18 protein-coding genes are annotated in these 18,434 nt (G+C 66.9%); 4 read left to right on the top strand and 14 right to left on the bottom strand.

Features of this window, described 5'->3' with window-relative positions:
• The first annotated feature begins 190 nt into the window (after positions 1 to 190).
• Together H5T74_13460 and H5T74_13455 are read left to right on the top strand one after the other, a co-directional pair.
• Complete coding sequence (locus H5T74_13460) at positions 191 to 1,168, top strand: hypothetical protein (GenBank protein ID MBC7231384.1); 978 nt, start codon at positions 191 to 193, stop codon at positions 1,166 to 1,168.
• A gap of 314 nt (positions 1,169 to 1,482) precedes the next feature.
• Complete coding sequence (locus H5T74_13455) at positions 1,483 to 2,754, top strand: aspartate aminotransferase family protein (GenBank protein MBC7231383.1); 1,272 nt, start codon at positions 1,483 to 1,485, stop codon at positions 2,752 to 2,754.
• 111 nt (positions 2,755 to 2,865) lie between these two features.
• Here H5T74_13455 and H5T74_13450 read toward each other — a convergent pair whose 3' ends face one another.
• The 6 genes from H5T74_13450 to H5T74_13425 form a co-directional block, all read right to left on the bottom strand.
• Complete coding sequence (locus H5T74_13450; protein MBC7231382.1) at positions 2,866 to 4,662, bottom strand: hypothetical protein; 1,797 nt, start codon at positions 4,660 to 4,662, stop codon at positions 2,866 to 2,868.
• A 16-nt stretch (positions 4,663 to 4,678) separates the two neighbouring features.
• Positions 4,679 to 4,864, bottom strand: a complete 186-nt coding sequence (locus tag H5T74_13445; GenBank protein MBC7231381.1) for a hypothetical protein — start codon at positions 4,862 to 4,864, stop codon at positions 4,679 to 4,681.
• 309 nt (positions 4,865 to 5,173) lie between these two features.
• Entirely contained in the window at positions 5,174 to 6,247 is a 1,074-nt protein-coding gene (locus H5T74_13440; GenBank protein ID MBC7231380.1) for a mechanosensitive ion channel family protein, read from the bottom strand.
• A 186-nt stretch (positions 6,248 to 6,433) separates the two neighbouring features.
• Positions 6,434 to 6,817, bottom strand: coding sequence for a DUF1667 domain-containing protein (locus tag H5T74_13435; GenBank protein ID MBC7231379.1), 384 nt, complete (start codon positions 6,815 to 6,817; stop codon positions 6,434 to 6,436).
• A gap of 57 nt (positions 6,818 to 6,874) precedes the next feature.
• Positions 6,875 to 8,149, bottom strand: a complete 1,275-nt coding sequence (locus H5T74_13430) for an FAD-dependent oxidoreductase (protein MBC7231378.1) — start codon at positions 8,147 to 8,149, stop codon at positions 6,875 to 6,877.
• A complete protein-coding gene (locus tag H5T74_13425; protein MBC7231377.1) occupies positions 8,146 to 9,705 on the bottom strand; it encodes an NAD(P)/FAD-dependent oxidoreductase in 1,560 nt (519 codons plus the stop codon). The genes H5T74_13430 and H5T74_13425 overlap by 4 nt, the downstream gene beginning before the upstream one ends.
• Positions 9,706 to 9,920: 215 nt before the next feature.
• On the opposite strand from H5T74_13425, the gene H5T74_13420 reads away from it, so the two are divergent.
• Positions 9,921 to 10,286 carry a methionine-R-sulfoxide reductase gene (locus H5T74_13420; GenBank protein ID MBC7231376.1) on the top strand — a complete coding sequence of 122 codons (366 nt, stop codon included), beginning with the start codon at positions 9,921 to 9,923 and terminating at the stop codon, positions 10,284 to 10,286.
• Entirely contained in the window at positions 10,276 to 10,800 is a 525-nt protein-coding gene (gene msrA / locus H5T74_13415; protein ID MBC7231375.1) for a peptide-methionine (S)-S-oxide reductase MsrA, read from the top strand. Before H5T74_13420 ends, msrA begins: the two co-directional genes overlap by 11 nt.
• A gap of 502 nt (positions 10,801 to 11,302) precedes the next feature.
• Here the strand turns inward: msrA and H5T74_13410 are convergent.
• The 8 genes from H5T74_13410 to H5T74_13375 form a co-directional block, all read right to left on the bottom strand.
• Positions 11,303 to 11,974, bottom strand: coding sequence for a hypothetical protein (locus tag H5T74_13410; GenBank protein MBC7231374.1), 672 nt, complete (start codon positions 11,972 to 11,974; stop codon positions 11,303 to 11,305).
• Between the two features lie 15 nt (positions 11,975 to 11,989).
• Positions 11,990 to 12,754 (bottom strand): ABC transporter permease subunit, encoded by a 765-nt coding sequence (locus H5T74_13405; protein ID MBC7231373.1) that lies wholly within the window; start codon positions 12,752 to 12,754, stop codon positions 11,990 to 11,992.
• Positions 12,747 to 13,697, bottom strand: coding sequence for an ABC transporter ATP-binding protein (locus H5T74_13400; protein MBC7231372.1), 951 nt, complete (start codon positions 13,695 to 13,697; stop codon positions 12,747 to 12,749). The genes H5T74_13405 and H5T74_13400 overlap by 8 nt, the downstream gene beginning before the upstream one ends.
• A gap of 130 nt (positions 13,698 to 13,827) precedes the next feature.
• Positions 13,828 to 14,082: a PLDc_N domain-containing protein gene (locus H5T74_13395; GenBank protein MBC7231371.1), complete on the bottom strand. Its 255-nt coding sequence runs from the start codon at positions 14,080 to 14,082 to the stop codon at positions 13,828 to 13,830.
• A 131-nt stretch (positions 14,083 to 14,213) separates the two neighbouring features.
• Entirely contained in the window at positions 14,214 to 15,398 is a 1,185-nt protein-coding gene (locus H5T74_13390; GenBank protein ID MBC7231370.1) for a hypothetical protein, read from the bottom strand.
• Positions 15,399 to 15,416: 18 nt separating this feature from the next.
• The gene (locus tag H5T74_13385) at positions 15,417 to 16,049 is read right to left on the bottom strand and encodes a cobalamin B12-binding domain-containing protein (GenBank protein ID MBC7231369.1); all 633 of its coding nucleotides are present in this window, start codon (positions 16,047 to 16,049) and stop codon (positions 15,417 to 15,419) included.
• A gap of 176 nt (positions 16,050 to 16,225) precedes the next feature.
• The gene (locus tag H5T74_13380; GenBank protein ID MBC7231368.1) at positions 16,226 to 16,945 is read right to left on the bottom strand and encodes a TetR family transcriptional regulator; all 720 of its coding nucleotides are present in this window, start codon (positions 16,943 to 16,945) and stop codon (positions 16,226 to 16,228) included.
• 361 nt (positions 16,946 to 17,306) lie between these two features.
• Complete coding sequence (locus H5T74_13375; GenBank protein ID MBC7231367.1) at positions 17,307 to 18,356, bottom strand: ABC transporter permease; 1,050 nt, start codon at positions 18,354 to 18,356, stop codon at positions 17,307 to 17,309.
• Between the last annotated feature and the right edge of the window lie 78 nt (positions 18,357 to 18,434).

Here is an 18,434-nt window from a genome sequence, read left to right as displayed (position 1 = left end):
AGAGACCGAGCATGCCACCATACCCCCTCGCTATGCCGGGCAGGAATGTAACGGCGGGGGAACCGCACCCGGTTGGGCCTACGACGCCTTGCGCGTATAGTAGAATCATTCTGTCTGGGGTCTGGAGCCGTACGGCCCGCGGAAGTCGGCTCCGCGGGCGGCGCGAGCGCGGGGAAGGCAGGCGCAGAGTATGGAAGAGCTGAGCGTGGACGTGGAGCTGCTGGAGGAGTTCGAGCGGGGGCTGGACCCGAGATACCCCGAGCGCAGCCGCATCCCCGCGCGGGTGCTGGGCTACGGCGAGATCAGCACCGTCTTCGAGATCCGGGCCGAGGGGATGGAGGGGTACGCCTTCAAGCGCCTGCCCATCTTCAGAGACCGGGCGGAGATCGAGCCCTACCTGGCCAGCTACCGCGAGTACAACCGCGTCCTCGCCGAGGAGGTAGGGCTGTCCCTCCCCGCCTACGGGCACGCGGAGTTCGTCTCGGCGAGCGGACGTCCCGTCTTCTACATCATCCAGGAGCAGCTTCCCGCCCACTCCATCGGCAACGCGGCCATCCACCACCTGCCCGACGCCGAGGTGCCCGCCCTGGTGAGGATGGTCCTGCGCGAGGCGAAGAAGGTGTGGGACTTCAACCGCCGACGCGAGGGCCTGGAGGTGGCCATCGACGGCCAGATCTCCAATTGGTCCATCGTGGGCTTCGAGCCTGGGGCACCGCGCGTGGACGAGAACATGCGGCTCCTGTACATGGACACCAGCACCCCCCTCTTCCGCGTCGAGGGCAAGGAGCAGCTCGACCCGGAGCTGTTCCTGCGCAGCGCCCCCTCCTTCCTGGTGTGGATGATCCGCCTCTTCTTCCTCGAGGACGTGATGACGCGCTACTACGACTTCCGGCAGGTGGCCATAGACCTCATCGCCAACTTCTACAAGGAGCAGCGGGCGGAGCTCATCCCGGCCTTGGTGGAGGCGGCCAACGCCTTCTTCGCGGAGGAGGCCCCGCACCTGGGCATCGAGCCCATCCGCAGGAAGGACGTGGACTCGTACTACCGCGAGGACCGGCTCATCTGGTCTCTCTACCTCGCCCTGCGCAGGTTCGACCGCTTCCTGCGCACCCGCCTGCTGCGGCGGGATTACCCCTACATCCTGCCGGGGAAGATCACGAGAAAGTGAGATGTTGCGTTGGCGCGTATGCGTGGGAAGGTCTTCAGGTCGATAGCGGTCGCAATCCGGTCTCGGGTGCGGGCATGAGGCATCGCATAGTGCGCGAGAGACGGGTACGACGGGTCGAGTGGACAGGAGACGGTCTCATTCACGAGAGAAAGAGAGCCTGGACTTCCAGTGAAACGCACTGGTAGGGGTTTCCATCACTGGTCGGTTCATGGCGCTGATGAACGGCGTAGGGGCATCCCCCGTGTTCCGTTACGGACGTCGGGAGAAGACGGGCTCTTGAAGGCGAGGGCCCAGGATAGAAGGAGGTGCCGCGGATGGCTCTGATCGGCCGGGATCCCAAAGAGGTGGTCTGCGCGCGCTTTGCCCGCCACGTCTCCAGCGGCAAGGCGGATTTCTTCCGCGAGGTGGGCATCGACTTCGTCTTCGGCCGCCGCGAGGGGGTCTACGTGTGGGACCTGGACGGGAACCGCCTCATCAACTGCCACTGCAACGGCGGGGTCTTCAACCTCGGGCACCGCCACCCGCGCGTGGTGGCCGCGCTCAGGCGTGCTCTGGAAGAACTTGACATCGGGAACCATCACCTGGTGAGCGAGCACCGCGCCCTGCTGGCGGAGCGGCTGGCGGCCGTCTCTCCCGGGGACCTCAACCGCGTGGTCTTCGGGGTGGGGGGAGGCGAGGCCGTGGACACCGCCATCAAGCTCGCCCGCGGCTATACCGGGCGACCGGGGATCATCTCCGCCGTCGGAGGCTACCACGGCCACACCGGGTTCGCCCTGGCCACCGGCGACGCCAAGTACAGCGCCCCCTTCGGGCCCCTTCCCCCGGGGTTCACCCAGGTGCCCTTCGGCGACCTGGAGGCGCTGGAGGAGGCCATGGGGGGAGGCGCGGGCGGGGAGACGGCCGCGGTGATCTTCGAGACCATCCCCGCCACCCTGGGCATCGCCGTCCCCCCGGAGGACTTCTACGCCGGGGTGCGCGAGCTCTGCGACCGCCGCGGGGCGCTGATGATCATCGACGAGGTGCAGACGGGGCTGGGGCGGTGCGGGGCGGTGTGGGGCATCGACACCTACGGCGTGGTCCCCGACATCCTGGTCACCGCCAAGGGGCTGTCGGGGGGCGTCTACCCCATCACCGCCACCGTGTACTCCGACCGCCTCGACTCCTTCTTCGCGGAGAACCCCTTCATCCACGTCTCCACCTTCGGGGGAGCGGAGGTGGGGTGCTACGCCGCCCTGGAGGTGCTGGACATCCTGGAGGAGGAGGGCTTCCTGGAGCACGTGCGGGAGATGGCGGCGGTCTTCGAGGGGGGCTTCCGGGAGCTCGCGGACCGTCACCCCGGGGTCCTGGTGGAGGCGCGGCAGCGGGGCCTGATGATGGGGCTGAAGATGGCCAACGATTTCTGCGGACCCCTCATGACCCTGGCCGGCTTCCGCCACGGCATCCTCACCATCTACGCCAACAACGACACCTCGGTGAGCCAGATCCTCCCGCCGCTGATCATCGAGGAGGAGCAGGCGCGCCAGGTGCTGGAGTCCCTCGACGCCATGCTCTCGGAGCTGGAGAAAGCGCTCGAGGCCGCCCCGTGAGAGAAAGGCGACCGGCCGCGGCGTCCAGCGGTGGGACGACGGCCCGCCGCGGCGTCCCGCATCCCTCCCGGCGCCCCGCCGGCCGCCGCCGGAAAGGCGTATCGAGGCGGGTCAGAAAAGCCGCAACTGGTTGAGGAGGGGCGGGCCTCCCCACAGCGACCGCACGGACTCGTCCCGCAGGAGCTCCGCCAGCGTTTCCTCGAACTCGCGACGCCCCTCCCTGTCGTGCCTGAGGACGAACTGCATGTAATTTATCTCCATGGGGCGCGCCTCCGCGTATTCGTCCTGTTCCTCCTCGCTCAGCCAGCGGAAGGGCAGGGCTTTCGGGCTCGCCGGGTGGGGCAGGGTGATGACGCCCACGCCTCCGCCGGGAGGGAAGAAGAAGAGGTGATCCCAGGTCGCTTGCACGCGCTCGCCGAGGGAGGCGAAACGGCACACCAGCTCGGACCTGGCGTCCGCGCGGTTGGGCTCGCGGCGCGGGGAAGAAGCGCGGCGCACGAGGTCCTCCCAGGTGCGGTCGTCCCATGCGGCGAGGGGCGAGCGGCCGGGGAAGACCTCTCCCAGCCTGAGTTCCAGCGAGCGCAGGCGCCGCACCGCTCTGGCAAGAAATGGTATGTCCTGCGGGGAAAGCCGTCGCTCCCGCAGGAGGGAGCGCAGGCGCTCGCGCTGGTGTTCGCTGCCTCCCCGGCGCAGCAGGGAACGCGCCTCGCGAGGAGAGGAGCGCGCCAGCTCCAGGATCCCCCCGCCCATCCTGGACGCCAGGGCGATCACCGGGACGGCCACGCGGTCGAACCATGCGGGGGTCACTCCCTGCAGCTCCAGGGCCTGGCGGTGGACGGCCGCCCGGGTGAAGAAGTCGAAGTCCTCCGCGAGCTCCTCGCCGCCGCGGGGCCAGGCGCGGATGCCCGCGGCCAGCCTCTCCACGGCCAGCTCCCGCAGGGGATCGAGGTAGAACCTCTTCCTCGCCTCCTCCAGACCCCCGAGCGCCGCTGCCATAGCCTCCGCGTGGGTGATCATGCGCCCGCCCTCCAGCCTGAAGCGCCGCGACGCGGGGATCTCGGCGAGGAGAGGAGAGGAAGATATGGCGGCCATAGCCCGGGCGGGATTGGCCAGTATCAGCTCGGGCAGGCATTCGCGCAGAAAGACGAGGGCCGCCACCACCTGGACGGAGGCGAAGGAGAGGGCGAGCCTGCGGGCGGAGAGGGGAGCGTCGAAGCAGGGCAGGTGGAGGCGGAAATACCCCGAATCCAGCCTCTCTTCCATAAAAAGTGGGCTGGGCTTCACCTCCACCAGGCTCGGCCGGGCCTCCATGCCGTACCCCAGGGTATCCCCGACCCTGCAGCCGGCGGGGGAGAGCACCAGGCCCCTTTCCGTCAGGCCTCCGCCCGCGGAGATGAGGGGGGAGAGCAGGGCCAGCCAGCTCGCAAGCTGCCGTCGCTGCCTCCAGTCCAGGGGGAGGAAGAGATTGAGGTGGAAGCCCAGCCAGAGCTGGCGCGGGTTTCCGGGCTCGAAACGCGTCATGCAGGCGGGGGTGCAGGTTAGGAAGGCGTCGCACGCCGGGGCATCCTCCATTCCGGCCAGGGCCAGGCGCATGGACGCCTCGCTTGCGCGCAGGTAGGATACGGCCTCGATGCCGTCTGCGGTCTCGGGAGTGCTGACCTCGAGGATGGAGTGTTCCTCGAGGCCCCACGCCCCCCCGTCCCGCCGCAGCGTCTTCCACGGGCCGGGCCAGGGCCGCAGGATGTAACCGATGCCCTCCTCGTTGCCCGCCCGATAGATCCTCTCCTCCGCCAGCTCCTGGGCACGAGACGGCCCCCGGCTCCCCTCATCGGCATCACGCGGGGAGAGCAGCAGGTACTCCCTCTCCACCCCTGCGACGGGGGAGAAAAGGCGCCTTCCACCGGCCACGGATCTCCTATCGCCGTCAGTCCGGGTCCATCCTGGAGGGTAGGGGATGATCCACGTCCGCCACCGCCTGCACCTCAAGGTAAACGGCATCCGCGAGCTCGGCGGGGATCACCTCGATGGTCCTGGTCCCGGAGGCCTCATTCACCGGAAGGGTAGAGGCTTCCGCCACCCCCACCTTCTCTTTTATCTCGGTCCTCTCCATCTCCGCACCTCCTCGTCGCGTCTCTGTCGCCGTACGCGAACCATCATAGCGCGGCGCGCCGACATCTCCCGGCCCCGGGGCGCATCTTTCCCGTGCGCCCGCGCCGCCCCACGCAACCGGCACCGCCCACCCACGGGTCCGAAGGGCCATGACGGGGCGGTGGCGCGGGCGTACCGCCGATGCCGGCGCCCACGGGACCGAGCGGGGTGAGCGGGAGGCCGGCTTCGCGCTATTTCCGCAGCCCCCCGCCGTACCACTATCCTCGCGCCTGCCGCCCCACCTGGAAGACAGGGCTCCGGGACCACGTCCTCACACCCGTTCCAACTCGAAGCGCAGCGCGCGTGTGGCGCTGGGGATCTCTATGCCCTCCTCGCGATAGCGCTCGTGCAGGCGCTTGATGAACTCGTGCTTCAAGCGGAAGCGGTCCACGTACTCGCGGGCGCGCAGGACCACGGTGAACTCGATGCGAAAATCCGAGAACTCCCGGAAGAAGACCATGGGCTCGAAGGCGTCCACCCCGCCCTGCACCTCGCGCAGCACCTTCCTGGCCACCTCCAGGGTCACCTCCTCGACGCGGCGGAGGTCGCTGTCCATGGCCACGCCCAGGTCCACCAGCACTGATATCTCCGGGGCGGGCCGGTGATAGTTGGTGATGATGGCCGAGGCCATGCGGGAGTTCGGGATGACCACCACGTTGTTGGGAAGCGTCCTGATGGTGGTGTTGCGCCAGGTGACGTCCACCACGTAGCCCTCGTCTCCGCTGTCAAGCTTCACGTAATCGCCGGGGGCGATCTGCTTGGAGGCAAGGATGTGCAGCCCCGCGAAGAGGTTGGACAGGGTGTCCTGGAAGGCCAGGGCCATGGCGAAACCTCCCACTCCCAGGGCGGTGAGGATGGGGGTGATGGGCACGTCCAGCAGCTTGAGGGCTACCAGCAGTCCGGTGAGCATGACGAACATCCTCACCACGTTGCCCCAGATGGTGGTGGAGGGCAGCGCGCCCTCGGCCTTTCTTATGGACAGGTCCACCAGACCCGCCGCGATCCTCGCCGTGACCAGGGAAACGGTGAACACCGCCAGCACCACGAAGGCCTTCTGGTAAACCAGCAGCGCTGTAGGATACAGGCTGGTGACCTTCATTGCGGCATACAGTCCTCCCGCCACCGACCACAGGGTCACCATGCCCAGCAGGGACCTGCGCACCGTCTGCCAGCCGTCCCAGCCGCGCCTTGACCACAGCCTTCCCAGGGCCATGATCAGCAGCCGCTCGAGCGCGAACCCCAGGACAAGCCCGCCCAGCACGAAGAGCGCCGGCAGGGCGAATTCCCTGCTGGCCAGGAACTCCGCCACGTCAGACCTCTCTATCACAGGCAACAAGGTTGTCATCGCCCCTTTCCTCCTCACGGTGTTGTCAGAAGGCTATGACCCGTCACGCGGGCCAAAGGTTCCCGAAAAGTCGGGTCGGGGTCTTATGTGGCAGATATTTCCTAAGAGAGGGCCGGGCCTCGCCGTCTGCGGGGAAGACGCCCGCGCCACGCCACGCGTCTTCCCACGGCGCGTGCCCGGACCTCCTTACGCGTCCCCTCGGCCCGCGGCGTCTAGCCGCCGGGAGGCGACGACGTCCACCCCGGTGCCGAGGATGTCGGGGTAGATGACCTGGCCGTCCGCCACCGGCGCATCCACGGTGAGCCTGGAGAGCATGCGCACCGCGTCCCTCACCAGGGCCTTGGGGATGGGCGCCGCGCTCACCACCGGCAGCAGGGGGAGCACGCCGCCCTGCACACGCACGGTGGTGCTCACAGTGCGGCGGGGATTGCGGAACTCCTCCACGGCATATTTCTCACCCACCCTGCAGTCGGCGCCGCTCACCTCGAGGACCTCGCCGTCCTCCTCCACCAGGGTCAGCCCACAGCTCAGGGGGCAGTTGATGCAGGTGTAGCTATGCGTTTTCTTCATCGCGTCCCCCCGCGGTCCCCGCATTCCGCGCGCTCTCTCCTCGCCGCCGCGGACGCGTCATGCCTCTTCCTCCTCCGCGACCACTTCCACGGTGACGTTCTCCGGCCCGCGCGCCGCCTTCCCGGGGTCCGCCCCCGCCTTGATCATCTCCGGCGGCCGCACCATCTTCGCCTTGCGGGAGTAGAGCTCCTCGCCGTCCACCAGCACCCGCGTCCGCGCCGCCCTCTCTGGGTGTTCCACGCGGAAGAAGAAATCCACGCCGCGTTCCGGGCGCCGGACGAGCTGCGGCACCACGAACTTCACGTTTCGACCCGCGGTGACCCGCACCGCGGGCCCGCGCTTCCGCCTCCCGGCCTCCAGCACGTACTCCGCCGCCCCCCGGCCCGCCGTCTCCGCGGTCTGCGTGACCCAGTCCACGAGGTCGAAGACGCAGACCACGTTGCCGCAGGCGAAGATGCCCTCCACGGAGGTGTGCATGGTCTCGTCCACTACCGGCCCTCCGGTGAGGGGGTCCAGCTGCACCCCCGCCTGCTTGGAGAGCTCGTTCTCGGGGATGAGGCCCACTGAGAGCACCAGGGTGTCGCAGGGCACGCGTCGCTCCGTGTCCCTCAAGGGCTTGAGGTCCTCCCCCACCCGGGCCACCGTCACCGCCTCCACCCTCTTCCTGCCGTGGATGAAGGTCACGGTGTGGGAGAGATGCAGGGGGATGTCGTAGTCGTGCAGGCACTGTACCACGTTGCGCGTGAGCCCCCCGGGGTGGTCCATGATCTCATAGACCCCTTCCACCTCCGCCCCCTCCAGGGTGAGGCGGCGGGCCATGATGAGGCCGATGTCCCCCGAGCCCAGGATGACCGCCCGCCTGCCGGGCATCAGCCCCTCGATGTTGATGTCGCGCTGGGCGGCCCCGGCGCAGATCACTCCCGCGGGCCGGTAGCCGGGGATCATCACCTGGTGCCGCGTGCGTTCCCGGCAGCCCATGGCCAGCACGATGGAAGAGGGTTCCAGCTCGAAGACCCCGTCCGCGGGGTTGACGGCGGTGATGCGCCGGTCCCCCCGCATCTCCAGCACCATGGTGTTGAGCTTCACCTCGATGCCCGCCCTCTCCACGCGGTCGATGAAGCGCTGGGCGTACTGCGGCCCGGTGAGCACCTGTTCGAAGACGATGGACCCGAAGCCGTCGTGGATGCACTGCGGCAGGATGCCCCCCAGCTCGAAATCGCGCTCCAGGAGCATGACGTCGGAGAGCCCCGCCTCCCGCGCCGCCAGAGCCGCCCCCAGCCCGGCGGGGCCGGCGCCGATGACCACGCACTGCGGCCTGCGCACCGCGCTCAAGCCTGGCCACCCCCCAGGAACTCCTTGGCCGCGCCCAGAAAGACCGGCGAGCCCTCCCCGTCCTTGGTGACCGCGGTGACGGGGATGCCCAGCTCGCGGGCCAGGATGGCGGCCACGCGGTTGTGGCAGAATCCGCCCTGGCATCGCCCCATGCCGGTGCGGGTGCGCCGCTTCACCGCGTCCATGTTGGTGGCGGGGATGATGGAATGGATGGCGTTCACCACCTCCATCTCCGTCACCGTCTCGCAGCGGCAGATGACGTTCCCCCAGCGCGGGTCCTCGCGGATGAGGCGGTTGCGCTCCGCGTTGGAGAGCTCGGAGAACTTGGGCGGCGCGGGGCGCACGGGGTCGAAGTCCGGGCGCGGCTCGCGCGGCAGCCCCAGGTCGTGCAGGATGCCCAGGACCATCTCGGCGATGGCCGGGGCGGAGGCCAGGCCCGGCGACTGGATGCCCGCCACGTTCACGAACCCCCGCACCGCCTCGGAGGCTCCGATGACGAAATCCTCCTCCAGGGTGGGGGCGCGCACGCCGCTGAAGGCGGAGATGAGGGCGTCTCTGGGAAAATCAGGCAGCAGGTAGTGGAAGCGCTCGAAGATCTCCTCGATCTCCTCGGCGGAGATGGAGGTGTCGTACTTGTCCTCCACCTCGATGGCCGTGGGGCCGAGCTGCAGGTTGCCCTCGGCGGTGGGCATGGCCCCTCCCCCCTTGCTCTGGGTGGTCCTCTGGCCCGGCAGCCGGAACTCGGCCACGCTGGACCTAACGTACTCCGCCGTCACCTGGCGGTCGAAGAGCAGGGTGGCCCCCTTGCGGGGATGGATCACGAAACCGCCCGCCCCGGCCATGTCCGCCACCTCGTCGGCGAAGACCCCGGCGGCGTTGACCACCAGGGAGGTCTCGATCTCGCCGCGGTCTGTGATCACCGCCCTCACCGCGCCGTCCTCAACGCGGAAGCCGGTGACCGTCGTGTTGAGAAACACCCTCGCGCCGTTGATAACCGCGTGTTCCGCGAGGGCGATGGTGAGCTTGTAGGGGCTGATGAGCCCGTAGGTGGGGTCGAAGACCCCCGCCACCGCCTCGCGGGTGACGTTGGGCTCCATGCGGAAGACCTCTTCGCGGGAGAGGGTGCGCAGGCCCTCGATGCCGGCGTTCTTACCGTAGGCCACGATGCCCTCGGGGATCTTGCGGGTGAGCAGCTCCATGCGCTCGTCCTCGGACATGCCCCCGTCGCGGGGGATGGCGCGCTGGGTGACCACGATGAGCAGCCCCTGGCGCTTGAGCTCCACCCCCAGGCCCCGCACAAAGTCGTCGTACATGCGGTTGCCGCGCACGTTGAGCTTCTGTTTGAGGGTGCCGGCGTCCTCGCCGATGCCCGAGTGCACCTCGGCGTTGTTGGCCTTGGAGGTGCCGCACGCCACGTCGGCCTCCTTCTCCAGCACCACCACGTCGGACGTGAAACGCGTGGCCTCGCGGGCTATGGAGCACCCGATCACCCCTCCCCCGACCACCACTAGGCCGGCGCGGGAGGGGAGCTCTCCCGGCTTCATGTACGCGGGCATCCCGCCTTCTCGCAAGACCGTCTCCTCTCCCATGGTCTTTACCATGCGTATGAATGATAACACCTCGCGGGCCGCGGGTCAGGTCGGGGGCACCCGGGGCGCAGGCGCAGCCGAACCGGGGGATACATGCTCACTCTGTAGAGACTTAGAGACTGCCGAGTCCACCATGACCCCGCGCATGGCGTCGATGACCGCGGAGGGGTTACATTTACTGCATGGAAGAGAAAAAGTTGACGCCGGAGGAGGAGCGGGTCATCGTACACAAGGGGACCGAGCCGCCCTTCACCGGGGAGTACACCGACCTATTCGCGCCGGGCACCTACGTATGCCGGCGGTGTGAAGCGCCCCTCTACCGCTCGGAGGACAAGTTCCACTCCGGGTGCGGCTGGCCCAGCTTCGACGACGAGATCCCCGGCGCGGTGAAGCGGCAGCCCGACGCCGACGGCAGGCGTACGGAGATCGTCTGCGCCAGGTGCGGAGGCCACCTGGGGCACGTCTTCGAGGGCGAGGGGTTCACCCCCAAGAACACGCGGCACTGCGTGAACTCCATATCCATGAGGTTCATCCCCGATGGCCGGTGACGCATACGAGACCATAGTGCTGGGAGGAGGGTGCTTCTGGTGCACGGAGGCCTTCTTCCGCACCGTCGCGGGCGTGGTGACGGTGACGCCGGGATACGCTGGCGGTTTCGTCTCCAACCCCACCTACCGCGAGGTCTGCGACGGCGCCACCGGACATGCCGAGGTGGTGGAGGTGGGGTTCGATCCCCGGGAGGTGAGCCTGGAGGAGATCCTTGAGGTCTTCTTCTCCACCCACGACCCCACCTCCCTGAACCGGCAGGGGGCGGACGTGGGCACGCAGTACCGGTCCATCATCCTCTACACCGACGAGGCGCAGAGGGACAGAGTTGAGAGGTTCATCGATTCCATACGCGAGGGTTACGAACGTCCCATCGTCACCGAGGTCAAGCGGCTGGAGAGATTCTTCCCCGCCGAGGAGTACCACCACCGCTACTACGAGCGCAATCCCGACCAGCCCTACTGCCGCGCGGTCATCGCCCCCAAGCTCGCCAGGCTGCGCGGCAAAAAGGACTGACACCATAAATAAGCACTTCTGGCATCTCCTGAAACCCAAGCTCGCCAGGCTGCGCGGCAAAAAGGATTGACCGGGTCTCATTCCGGCCGCCGGAAAGGGAGCGGCATCAAGGGAACCCGGCCTGTGGCCGCATAACCGCCACCTCTACCGTGCACCCTACCTGGGTCACGATAGGACCAGCCGGCAGCATGACCTCTCGGATACATCCCCTCGAGACCCCGCAAGTAGCATCCGGCAGACGGGCGGTCATCCGCACGGCAACAGGTGATCGACGGCCGCGCCACCGCCACACGCGAGGAATGTCCGGCAGACGGGCGGTTATCTGCCGAATCTTATAGCCAGTCTCGTGTCCGTGAGGGCTTTTTCCGCGGTTCCCGGACAAGGGGGTCTTCGCCCTCTTCGGTCCTTTCGAGCGGTCCCAAAACCCTTTCGTCCTCTGAGGAGGCGGGCATATTCCCGTCGCCCCGCTCTTCCCGGCAGAGGAGGGGCTTAACATGGCCCGTTAAGAGGTCATGGAAGGCCGGGGGTTGGCGGCCAGGCGCTCCTGCACCTCGGGGGCGGGCTCGCGGCGGGGAGCCGTCCAGTCAAATCCTTCCAGAGCCTCGGGGTTGAGGATATGCGCGGGCGCCCTGCCGCGCAGCAGGTCGCGGAGCTGCTGCGCCGCCATCTGGCCCTGGTGGGCGCCGGTCTCCACCGTGTTGCCCCCGATGTGCGGCGTGGCGATGACCTCCTCACGCCGGACCAGGCGGTCGTCGGACCCCGGCGGCTCGACGGGGAAGATGTCCAGGGCGGCGCCCGCCAGCCTGCCCGCTTCCAGGGCCTCGGCCAGGGCGAGGGCGTTCCCCAGGGCGCGCGCGTCCTGGTTGGGCGTCGCGAAAAGCACCCCGCCTGCGGCGTCCATGAGCACGGTGGTGTTGCGCATGCTGCACGCGGCCACTCCCGCCACCTCCCCGGGCGCGGCCCCGGAGTCCCGCATGACCTGGCGGGACGCATCTCCCATCTTCTTCCATATGTCCTCGAGATCCAGGTCGTATCCCAGCCCCGCGGTGTTGGGGGCCACGGGGTGCGTCCAGCTCCTGGAGGCCACCTGCACCACCCCCGCCTCGGGATCCACCAGCATGCAGCGGCCGGAGCCGCCGCCGAGATCGAAGGCCATGAGCAGCGATCCGCCCATCACCCCTCCTTCCCCTCAAAGGTCGGCCCTTTCGAATATCCTCACCGCAGCGTAGAGCAGGGCGGCCGCGGCCAGAAACGCCGTCGCCATTCCCGGCACCAACACGCTCAGCCCGGCCTTCCCCGCCGCCACCTCGGAGGAGCGGCTGAAAAGTGCCGCTGGCGCGATCTCCCAGGAGATGGGCAGCAGCCCCAACAGCAGCGAGACCACGAAGAAGCCCAGGAAGGAGAGCACTCCCGCCAGGGCGGCGCGTTTCGTCGCCACCCCGAGAAAAACCGTCAGGGCCAGGAGCAGCCACAGAGCGGCCGCGCAGGCTGCAAGGGATGCCAGCAGTCCCCAGAGGCTCAAGCCGCCGAAGAGCAGCTCGGTGTAGATGCCGAAAAGAGCATGCCCCACCAGGAGGCCGGCCAGGATGAGCAGCGCGTAGGTGATGAAGGAGCTGGCGAGGACCTCTCCGCGCCTAACCGGTTTGGTGAGCAGGATATGGTAGAAACCGGAATTCCTCCGGCCCGCCACCGCTCCCGCCGCCAGTATCACCACGATCAGCGAGACGATCTGGGTGACGTTGTCGAAGTACTGGGTGGCGGCGCTCAGGGCCGTGGTGTCCTTGAAGACGATCTGGAACTCCTCGGACTCCGGCAGGATGCGGGGCAGCAACTTCATCATCACCGGGCTCACGATGCCGAAGACCGCGAAGGCTCCCACCAGCACCCAGGCGCGGTAGGTGCGTACCGTCTCCCGCAGGTCCTTTCTGAGCTGGTTGGCCAGACGGTCACTCACGCCCTTCCTCCGTTCCTCCATCCCTGGTCAGGGAGATATATATCTCCTCCAGGCGGGGTGGGCGCCCCTCGAACCTCACCAGTTCCAGACCCAGCCCGGCCACCGCCGCGGGTATCTCCCTGCGCGCCGTTCCCATGTCCGACACCGCTACCTCGAGGGCGTCTCCCTTTTGAGAGATGCCTTTCGCCCACGGCATGCCGGCCAGGGACGCCGCCAGCCTGTCCGCGCCCGCGTCCACCTCTACCGTGAGGACGCTCCCTCCCCAGCGCGACTTCACCTCCTCGAGGGACGCGTCCAGGATCTTTTTTCCCCTGTCTATCATCAGCACGTCATCGCATATCCTCTCCACGTCCTCCAGGAGGTGGGTGGAGACCAGCACCGCCGCCCTGCCCTTCATGCGCTCGATATAGGTGATGACCTCGTAGCGCCCGAGGGGATCTAGGCCCGAGGTGGGCTCGTCCAGCACCAGGAGCTCGGGGTCCCCCATCATCGCCTGCGCCATCCCCAGCCGCTGTCTTTCTCCCCGGCTGAAACCCTCCACCTTCCTCTTCCGGAGTCCCTCCAGGCCGAAAGCCCTCAGCATCTCCTCCGCTTTCTCCCTCACCACCCCGCGGTCCCGGGAGAAGAAGCCGCCGATGTATTCCAGGAACTCCAAGGGGCGCATCCACTCCGGGAAGGAAGGCACGTCGGGGACGTATCCGATCCTGGAAAGAGATTCCATGTTGCTGCGGTCCGCCTCCCTTCCGAAGCGGAAGACCCTGCCCTCGTCGGGCGATATCAGGCCTAGGATCATCTTCAGGGTGGTGGTCTTTCCCGCGCCGTTGGGGCCCACGAACCCCACCAGCCTTCCTGGCTTCACCGCGAAGCTCAGGCCGTCCACGGCGGTGAGGTCGCCGAACCTCTTGGTTAGCCCTACCGCCTCCAGCACGTTATCAACGGCCATGTTCCGAGTCCTTGTCCTCCATGGAACCCTGCATGAACGCTGCGCCGTCACGGCCTCGTGGGCGAGCGTCCTCCCGTCAACCGCGGAAAGGTCGCCGGGCTCCCCTGTTAGTCCTACCGTCTCCAGCAACTCATGAGGGACCGGGGCCGGCGTCACTCTCTTCTGCGGATGGATGGCGGCCCCAGGCAAGATAGACGATGGGGCCGACGAGGTTGAAGAGCAGGATGACCGCCGCCCAGAGTACCTTGTTGCCGGTCCTCACCTTCTCGCGGCGCAACAGGTCCACCAGGGCATAGACCATCAACGCCAGCTGGATGATGATCACCGGAAGGAGGTAGAGTATCAGCTCTCCCGTGGAAACGGCATCCGACGCGAATGTGATCATATCCATCCCGCTTTCGCAAGCATGTTCTTCCGCAGGATATTATACCCTTCCGACCATGGATCCGCGCCCTTAGCCGACAAGATACCGGGCGGCGATGCTGTAAACTATTCCCAGTGGCACCCCCTGCGAGATCAAGGGCTCGGCTCCTCGTGCGTGCCGGGGGGATAGGTCCCGTATTCGCGGGCCGCCTCCACCATCCAGAGCAGTCGCTGCACCGATATGTCGGGATGGCTGTGGTCGGGGGCGAGGATGAACCCGCCGCCCTCGCCCGCGTCCTCGACAGCCCGCCGCACCGCCGCGAAGACCTCCTCGCGCGTGCCGTCCACGAGGATGTGCGTGATGTCCAGGTTGCCGATGAGGCAGATGCGGTCCCCCACCGCTTTCTTGGCGGCCGCAAGATCCACCCCCGCCGTGGGCTCCAGGGGATGCACGGCATCGAACCCCCAGGACACGAAGTGCTCGAGGAGGGAGGTGACGTTACCGCAGGAATGCATGACGATCTTCAGGCCCAGGGCATGCGCGGTCTCGGTAATGCGCCGGTAGTGGTCCCCGAAGAGCTCCTCGATAAGGCGCGGGCTGAGCATGGGGCCGGATTTATAGGCGAGATCGTCGGTATGGATGAAGCCGGGTACCCCGGCGTCGGCGACGGCCTCCATGAGCATGCAGTGTAGGTCGGCGTAGAAACCTATCACCCGGCGCAGGAAATCCCTTTCCCTGCGCGCCGCCACCGCGAAGCGCTCGAAGCCCATGGGCTGCCAGGTGTTCTCGAAGAGCCCGTAGTTGGCGAAGGCGAAGATGAAGAGGCGGTCACCGTATGCGCGCTGCACCTCCCAGAACACCCTGTTCACCTTCTCCGGGAGGCGGAAGACATCACGCTTGGGCCAGGCCTTCCAGTCCTCCGGGCTCTTGATGAGACCCTCGCGGTAGATGGGGTTGGCGAGGTTCCCCGCCGCGTCCACGGAGACGTCGCATAAGCGGCCGAAGATATCGGTCATAGTGCGCGAGTCGCGGAAGCGCAGCACCGGGAAACAGCTCAGCCATGCGGCGTCGTAGTCCATCTTCACCGCGGCCGCCGCCCCCAGGTGGGTAAAACGCTCCATCTCGCGGTCCGTGAGCTGGGCGGACCCCGGCAGCGCGAAGAGGCGGTCCATGACCCTGGATGCCCTCGGATCCCGCACCAGCTTCCCCAGGGGATGGGGTCTCTTCCCCAGGATGGCGTTGCTGGTGGAGAACTCGTTCATGAGGTCCATGACCGGAACGCGGTCGGGAACCCTCTGCTCCAGGGCATCGAGGACCCTGCGGTGCTTATCGGACATCACGGGCCACCCCCTTCGTCACGCCACCCAGCCGGAGAAGATGCGCACCGCTTCCACTGCGTCGCGGCCCATGGCGTCCGCCCCGTAACGCTCCACCACCTCATCGGTGACGCAGGCGCCTCCCACGGCCACCTTCACCCCTTCGCGGAGCCCGGCCCTCTCCAGGCTTACCACCACCTCTCCTATCGACCCCACCATGGTGGTGAGGAGCACGGACAGACCTACCGCCCGGGCAGAGTTGGCCTTCACCGCCTCCACCACTTTCTCCGCCGGCACGTCCACGCCCAGGTCCACCACCCGGAAGCCGGCGCTGGAGAGCATCGTCCCCACCAGGTTCTTGCCGATATCGTGGATGTCGCCCTTGACGGTACACAGGACCACCGTACCCTTCTGCCCCCTGTCGCCTGCCGTCAGGTGGGGTTCCAGGACCGCTACCCCCACCTTCATCTCCTCGCCCGCCAGCACCAGGTCGGCCAGGAAATACTCTCCGGCCTCGAAGCGTCTGCCCACCTCCACCATGGCCTCGCTCATGGCCGCCAGGAGGTCGGTAGCCCCCACGCCGGCCTGGAGCGCCTCGGTCAGCAGCGCCGCCAGGTCGTCCGCCTCCAGGTCCGCAAGTGCCTGCCTCACGCGCTCAAGATAATCCTCCATGCCACATCCTTTCGCCGACTCTTTAAGACGTTCTCCCGAAAGAACCTATCACGGAATCAGATCGCGGTCCGTGCTGCTTTCTCTCAGGCGCTATCCGGAGCATCCGCTTCAAGACCCCGGAATCGAGGCCGGGGCCTGCGCCGCCTCTCTTCGTTCCTCTTCGGCAGCGACAGCAGCTACGGCCGTTTGCTCCTTCCCTCCGCGTCCCTTCTCGAATCCGGGGCTCGACCACGGGCCCCGCCCTCCGTCCTGCCCGCCGGCCCCGGTGTCCCGTTCCTTATCCAACCGCTATGCGGGTCGAAGACGGCAAGAAAGGTCTCATAATAGAGCTTCGCCGTCTCGTACACATCTTTCCTAGCGGGATAGCCTATCTCCCGGAAGAGGTTGTTGTTGTGCAGGGACACCAGCCCGTGCAGCTCGCTCCACAACACCATGCCCATGCGCTCTATCTCGTCCGGCACCATGTAGCCCGCCTGCTCGAATTCTCCCAGTATCTTCCACATGAGCTCGGCGTTGCGCATGGACGAGACCAGTTCTTCGCGCGCCGCTTCCTCCAGCTCTGTCCCGACGTAATCCGAGTGCTTGGGCGCGGTGGAATCGAACATGATCGCGTAATAGTCGGGCATGCCCAACCCGAAATCGAGGTACGCCTTGACCATGCGCCATCCCTTTTCCTTCACGTCCCTGCCGGAGCGGTATGCCGCGGAGAGCCTGCGGTAGAGCATCTCGCCCGCCCGCTTGCGGATGGCGATGTTGAGCTCGTCCTTGTTGGCGTAATAGTAATATATGGTGGGCGCGGAGATGTTCATCCTGCTCGCGATCTTGCGCATGGATAGGTTCTGAAACCCCTCCTCCGCGATGAGCTCCACCGCGGCCTGGAGGATGCGGTTCTTCATCGCTCGCACTTCGTGGGACTTCATAGCCGGTCTCGGCACGGGTACCTCCTCCACCGTACAGATAGAGCCGAGCCCTCCCCCCGGTATTTAATCAAACACCGTTAGGTTAACATCGCCCCCCGCCCCGGTCAATGGGGTCAGATCTTCGATCTTCGACGGCGAATCGACTTATTTACACGATTAGGGTCTTCGATCTTCGGTAGCGCTTGAAAACCGGGTGGGAATGCCTCGAACCGCGACAACTCCACGTTCGCCCCGCACCCAGTGGCGGTATATGACTCCGAAAACCGGGTGGGAATGCCTCGAACCGCGACAACCGAAGATCGAAAAGATGTGGCCCCGAAGATCTGACCCCGTTCGATTATCGAAGATCGAAGATCTGACCCCGTTCGAAGGCCGTCAGGGGGAACAGAAAGAGCAGGGTCAGTCCGAGAAGCACCAGTACCTGCCACCCCACCTCTCGCCATCCCTCGCCGTAGATGGCCGCGCGGAAGATGGGATTGGCGATATAGTAGGTGGGGAAAATCTTCGCGATCCATTGCGGCCAGCTCGGGTTGACGATGAACAGGGCGGGAGCGATGAGGAAGATGCCGAAGGCCTTTATGTAGGCCACCAGCGTGGTCTGGTCACGGGAGAGGAAGCCCAGCAGCAGCCCCCATTCCGCCGCCAGCAGCGATCCCAGCACGAACACCGTCAACATGAGCGCCGGCTGGGAAAGCCCCGTGGTGAGGAGGACCAGCACCGCCCCCATGACCAGGGATACCGTCACCCCCACGGCGCCGAAAGCCAGCATTATCTCTGACAAGGTCACCGGGGTGACCAGGAGGGCCGCCAGGGTCTTGCGTTCCTTCTCGTTCACCAAGGACGAGGAGGTGAGCATGAGGCCTCCGAGGAGGATGACATAGATGACCACAAAGGGGAGGAATATCTCCATGGCGGAGAGGGCCTTCTCCTCACCCAGCCTGATCACCTCGAAGTCCACCCGCGGCACCCCCGGGGAAACGGCGCGCAGGGCGGCGGTGATGGCGGCGGTGGCGATGACCCTGTTCTTCGCCAGGCTCTCGCCGCCGATGTACAGTTCCACGGGCGTCCTCTCCCCCGCGAAGACCTTCTCCTTCGCCCCGCCGTCCAGGACCACGCCCGCGTCCGCCCGCTTGCTCTCGACCGCCCGCTTTACTTCCTCGGGCGAGTCCACGACCAGGGCGTCCACGGCCTCCACGGCCTCCAGCTCACGCGTGACCGCCGCGTCTCCCTCCTCGTACACGGCGACCCTCGGCCTGGTCTCCCAGATGCTGAAGACGAGCTGGAACACGGCGGCGTAGATCAGCGGGCCCAGCAGCGCGAAGATTATATAGGGGTTGCGCGGGTTCATGCTCTTCCTCATCATGGCGGCGATCCTGCGGGCGCTCATCTCCGCCACCTCCCGGCGTTCCCGCGGCTCCCCACGACCTCCCCGGCTCTCCCGCCGCGCCTTTCTACCCCGCCGCAC

Source organism: Actinomycetota bacterium (assembly GCA_014360645.1).
Classification (GTDB): Bacteria; Actinomycetota; Geothermincolia; order Geothermincolales; family RBG-13-55-18; genus Solincola_B.
Note: the sequence above shows the minus strand (reverse complement) of the source record. Positions and strands in the feature narration are given on the sequence as shown.

Bases quoted from the DNA above. Each gene is read 5' to 3' on its own strand.
- H5T74_13440 (MBC7231380.1), bottom strand. From the start codon at position 6,247: ATGACAACCTTGTTGCCTGTGATAGAGAGGTCTGACGTGGCGGAGTTC.
- H5T74_13410 (MBC7231374.1), bottom strand. From the start codon at position 11,974: ATGGGCGGATCGCTGCTCATGGCCTTCGATCTCGGCGGCGGCTCCGGC.
- H5T74_13395 (MBC7231371.1), bottom strand. From the start codon at position 14,082: ATGATCACATTCGCGTCGGATGCCGTTTCCACGGGAGAGCTGATACTC.
- H5T74_13460 (MBC7231384.1), top strand. From the start codon at position 191: ATGGAAGAGCTGAGCGTGGACGTGGAGCTGCTGGAGGAGTTCGAGCGG.
- H5T74_13455 (MBC7231383.1), top strand. From the start codon at position 1,483: ATGGCTCTGATCGGCCGGGATCCCAAAGAGGTGGTCTGCGCGCGCTTT.
- H5T74_13375 (MBC7231367.1), bottom strand. From the start codon at position 18,356: ATGAGCGCCCGCAGGATCGCCGCCATGATGAGGAAGAGCATGAACCCG.
- H5T74_13445 (MBC7231381.1), bottom strand. From the start codon at position 4,864: ATGGAGAGGACCGAGATAAAAGAGAAGGTGGGGGTGGCGGAAGCCTCT.
- H5T74_13385 (MBC7231369.1), bottom strand. From the start codon at position 16,049: ATGGAGGATTATCTTGAGCGCGTGAGGCAGGCACTTGCGGACCTGGAG.
- H5T74_13420 (MBC7231376.1), top strand. From the start codon at position 9,921: ATGGAAGAGAAAAAGTTGACGCCGGAGGAGGAGCGGGTCATCGTACAC.
- H5T74_13400 (MBC7231372.1), bottom strand. From the start codon at position 13,697: ATGGCCGTTGATAACGTGCTGGAGGCGGTAGGGCTAACCAAGAGGTTC.
- msrA (MBC7231375.1), top strand. From the start codon at position 10,276: ATGGCCGGTGACGCATACGAGACCATAGTGCTGGGAGGAGGGTGCTTC.
- H5T74_13425 (MBC7231377.1), bottom strand. From the start codon at position 9,705: ATGCCCGCGTACATGAAGCCGGGAGAGCTCCCCTCCCGCGCCGGCCTA.
- H5T74_13380 (MBC7231368.1), bottom strand. From the start codon at position 16,945: ATGAAGAACCGCATCCTCCAGGCCGCGGTGGAGCTCATCGCGGAGGAG.
- H5T74_13390 (MBC7231370.1), bottom strand. From the start codon at position 15,398: ATGTCCGATAAGCACCGCAGGGTCCTCGATGCCCTGGAGCAGAGGGTT.
- H5T74_13435 (MBC7231379.1), bottom strand. From the start codon at position 6,817: ATGAAGAAAACGCATAGCTACACCTGCATCAACTGCCCCCTGAGCTGT.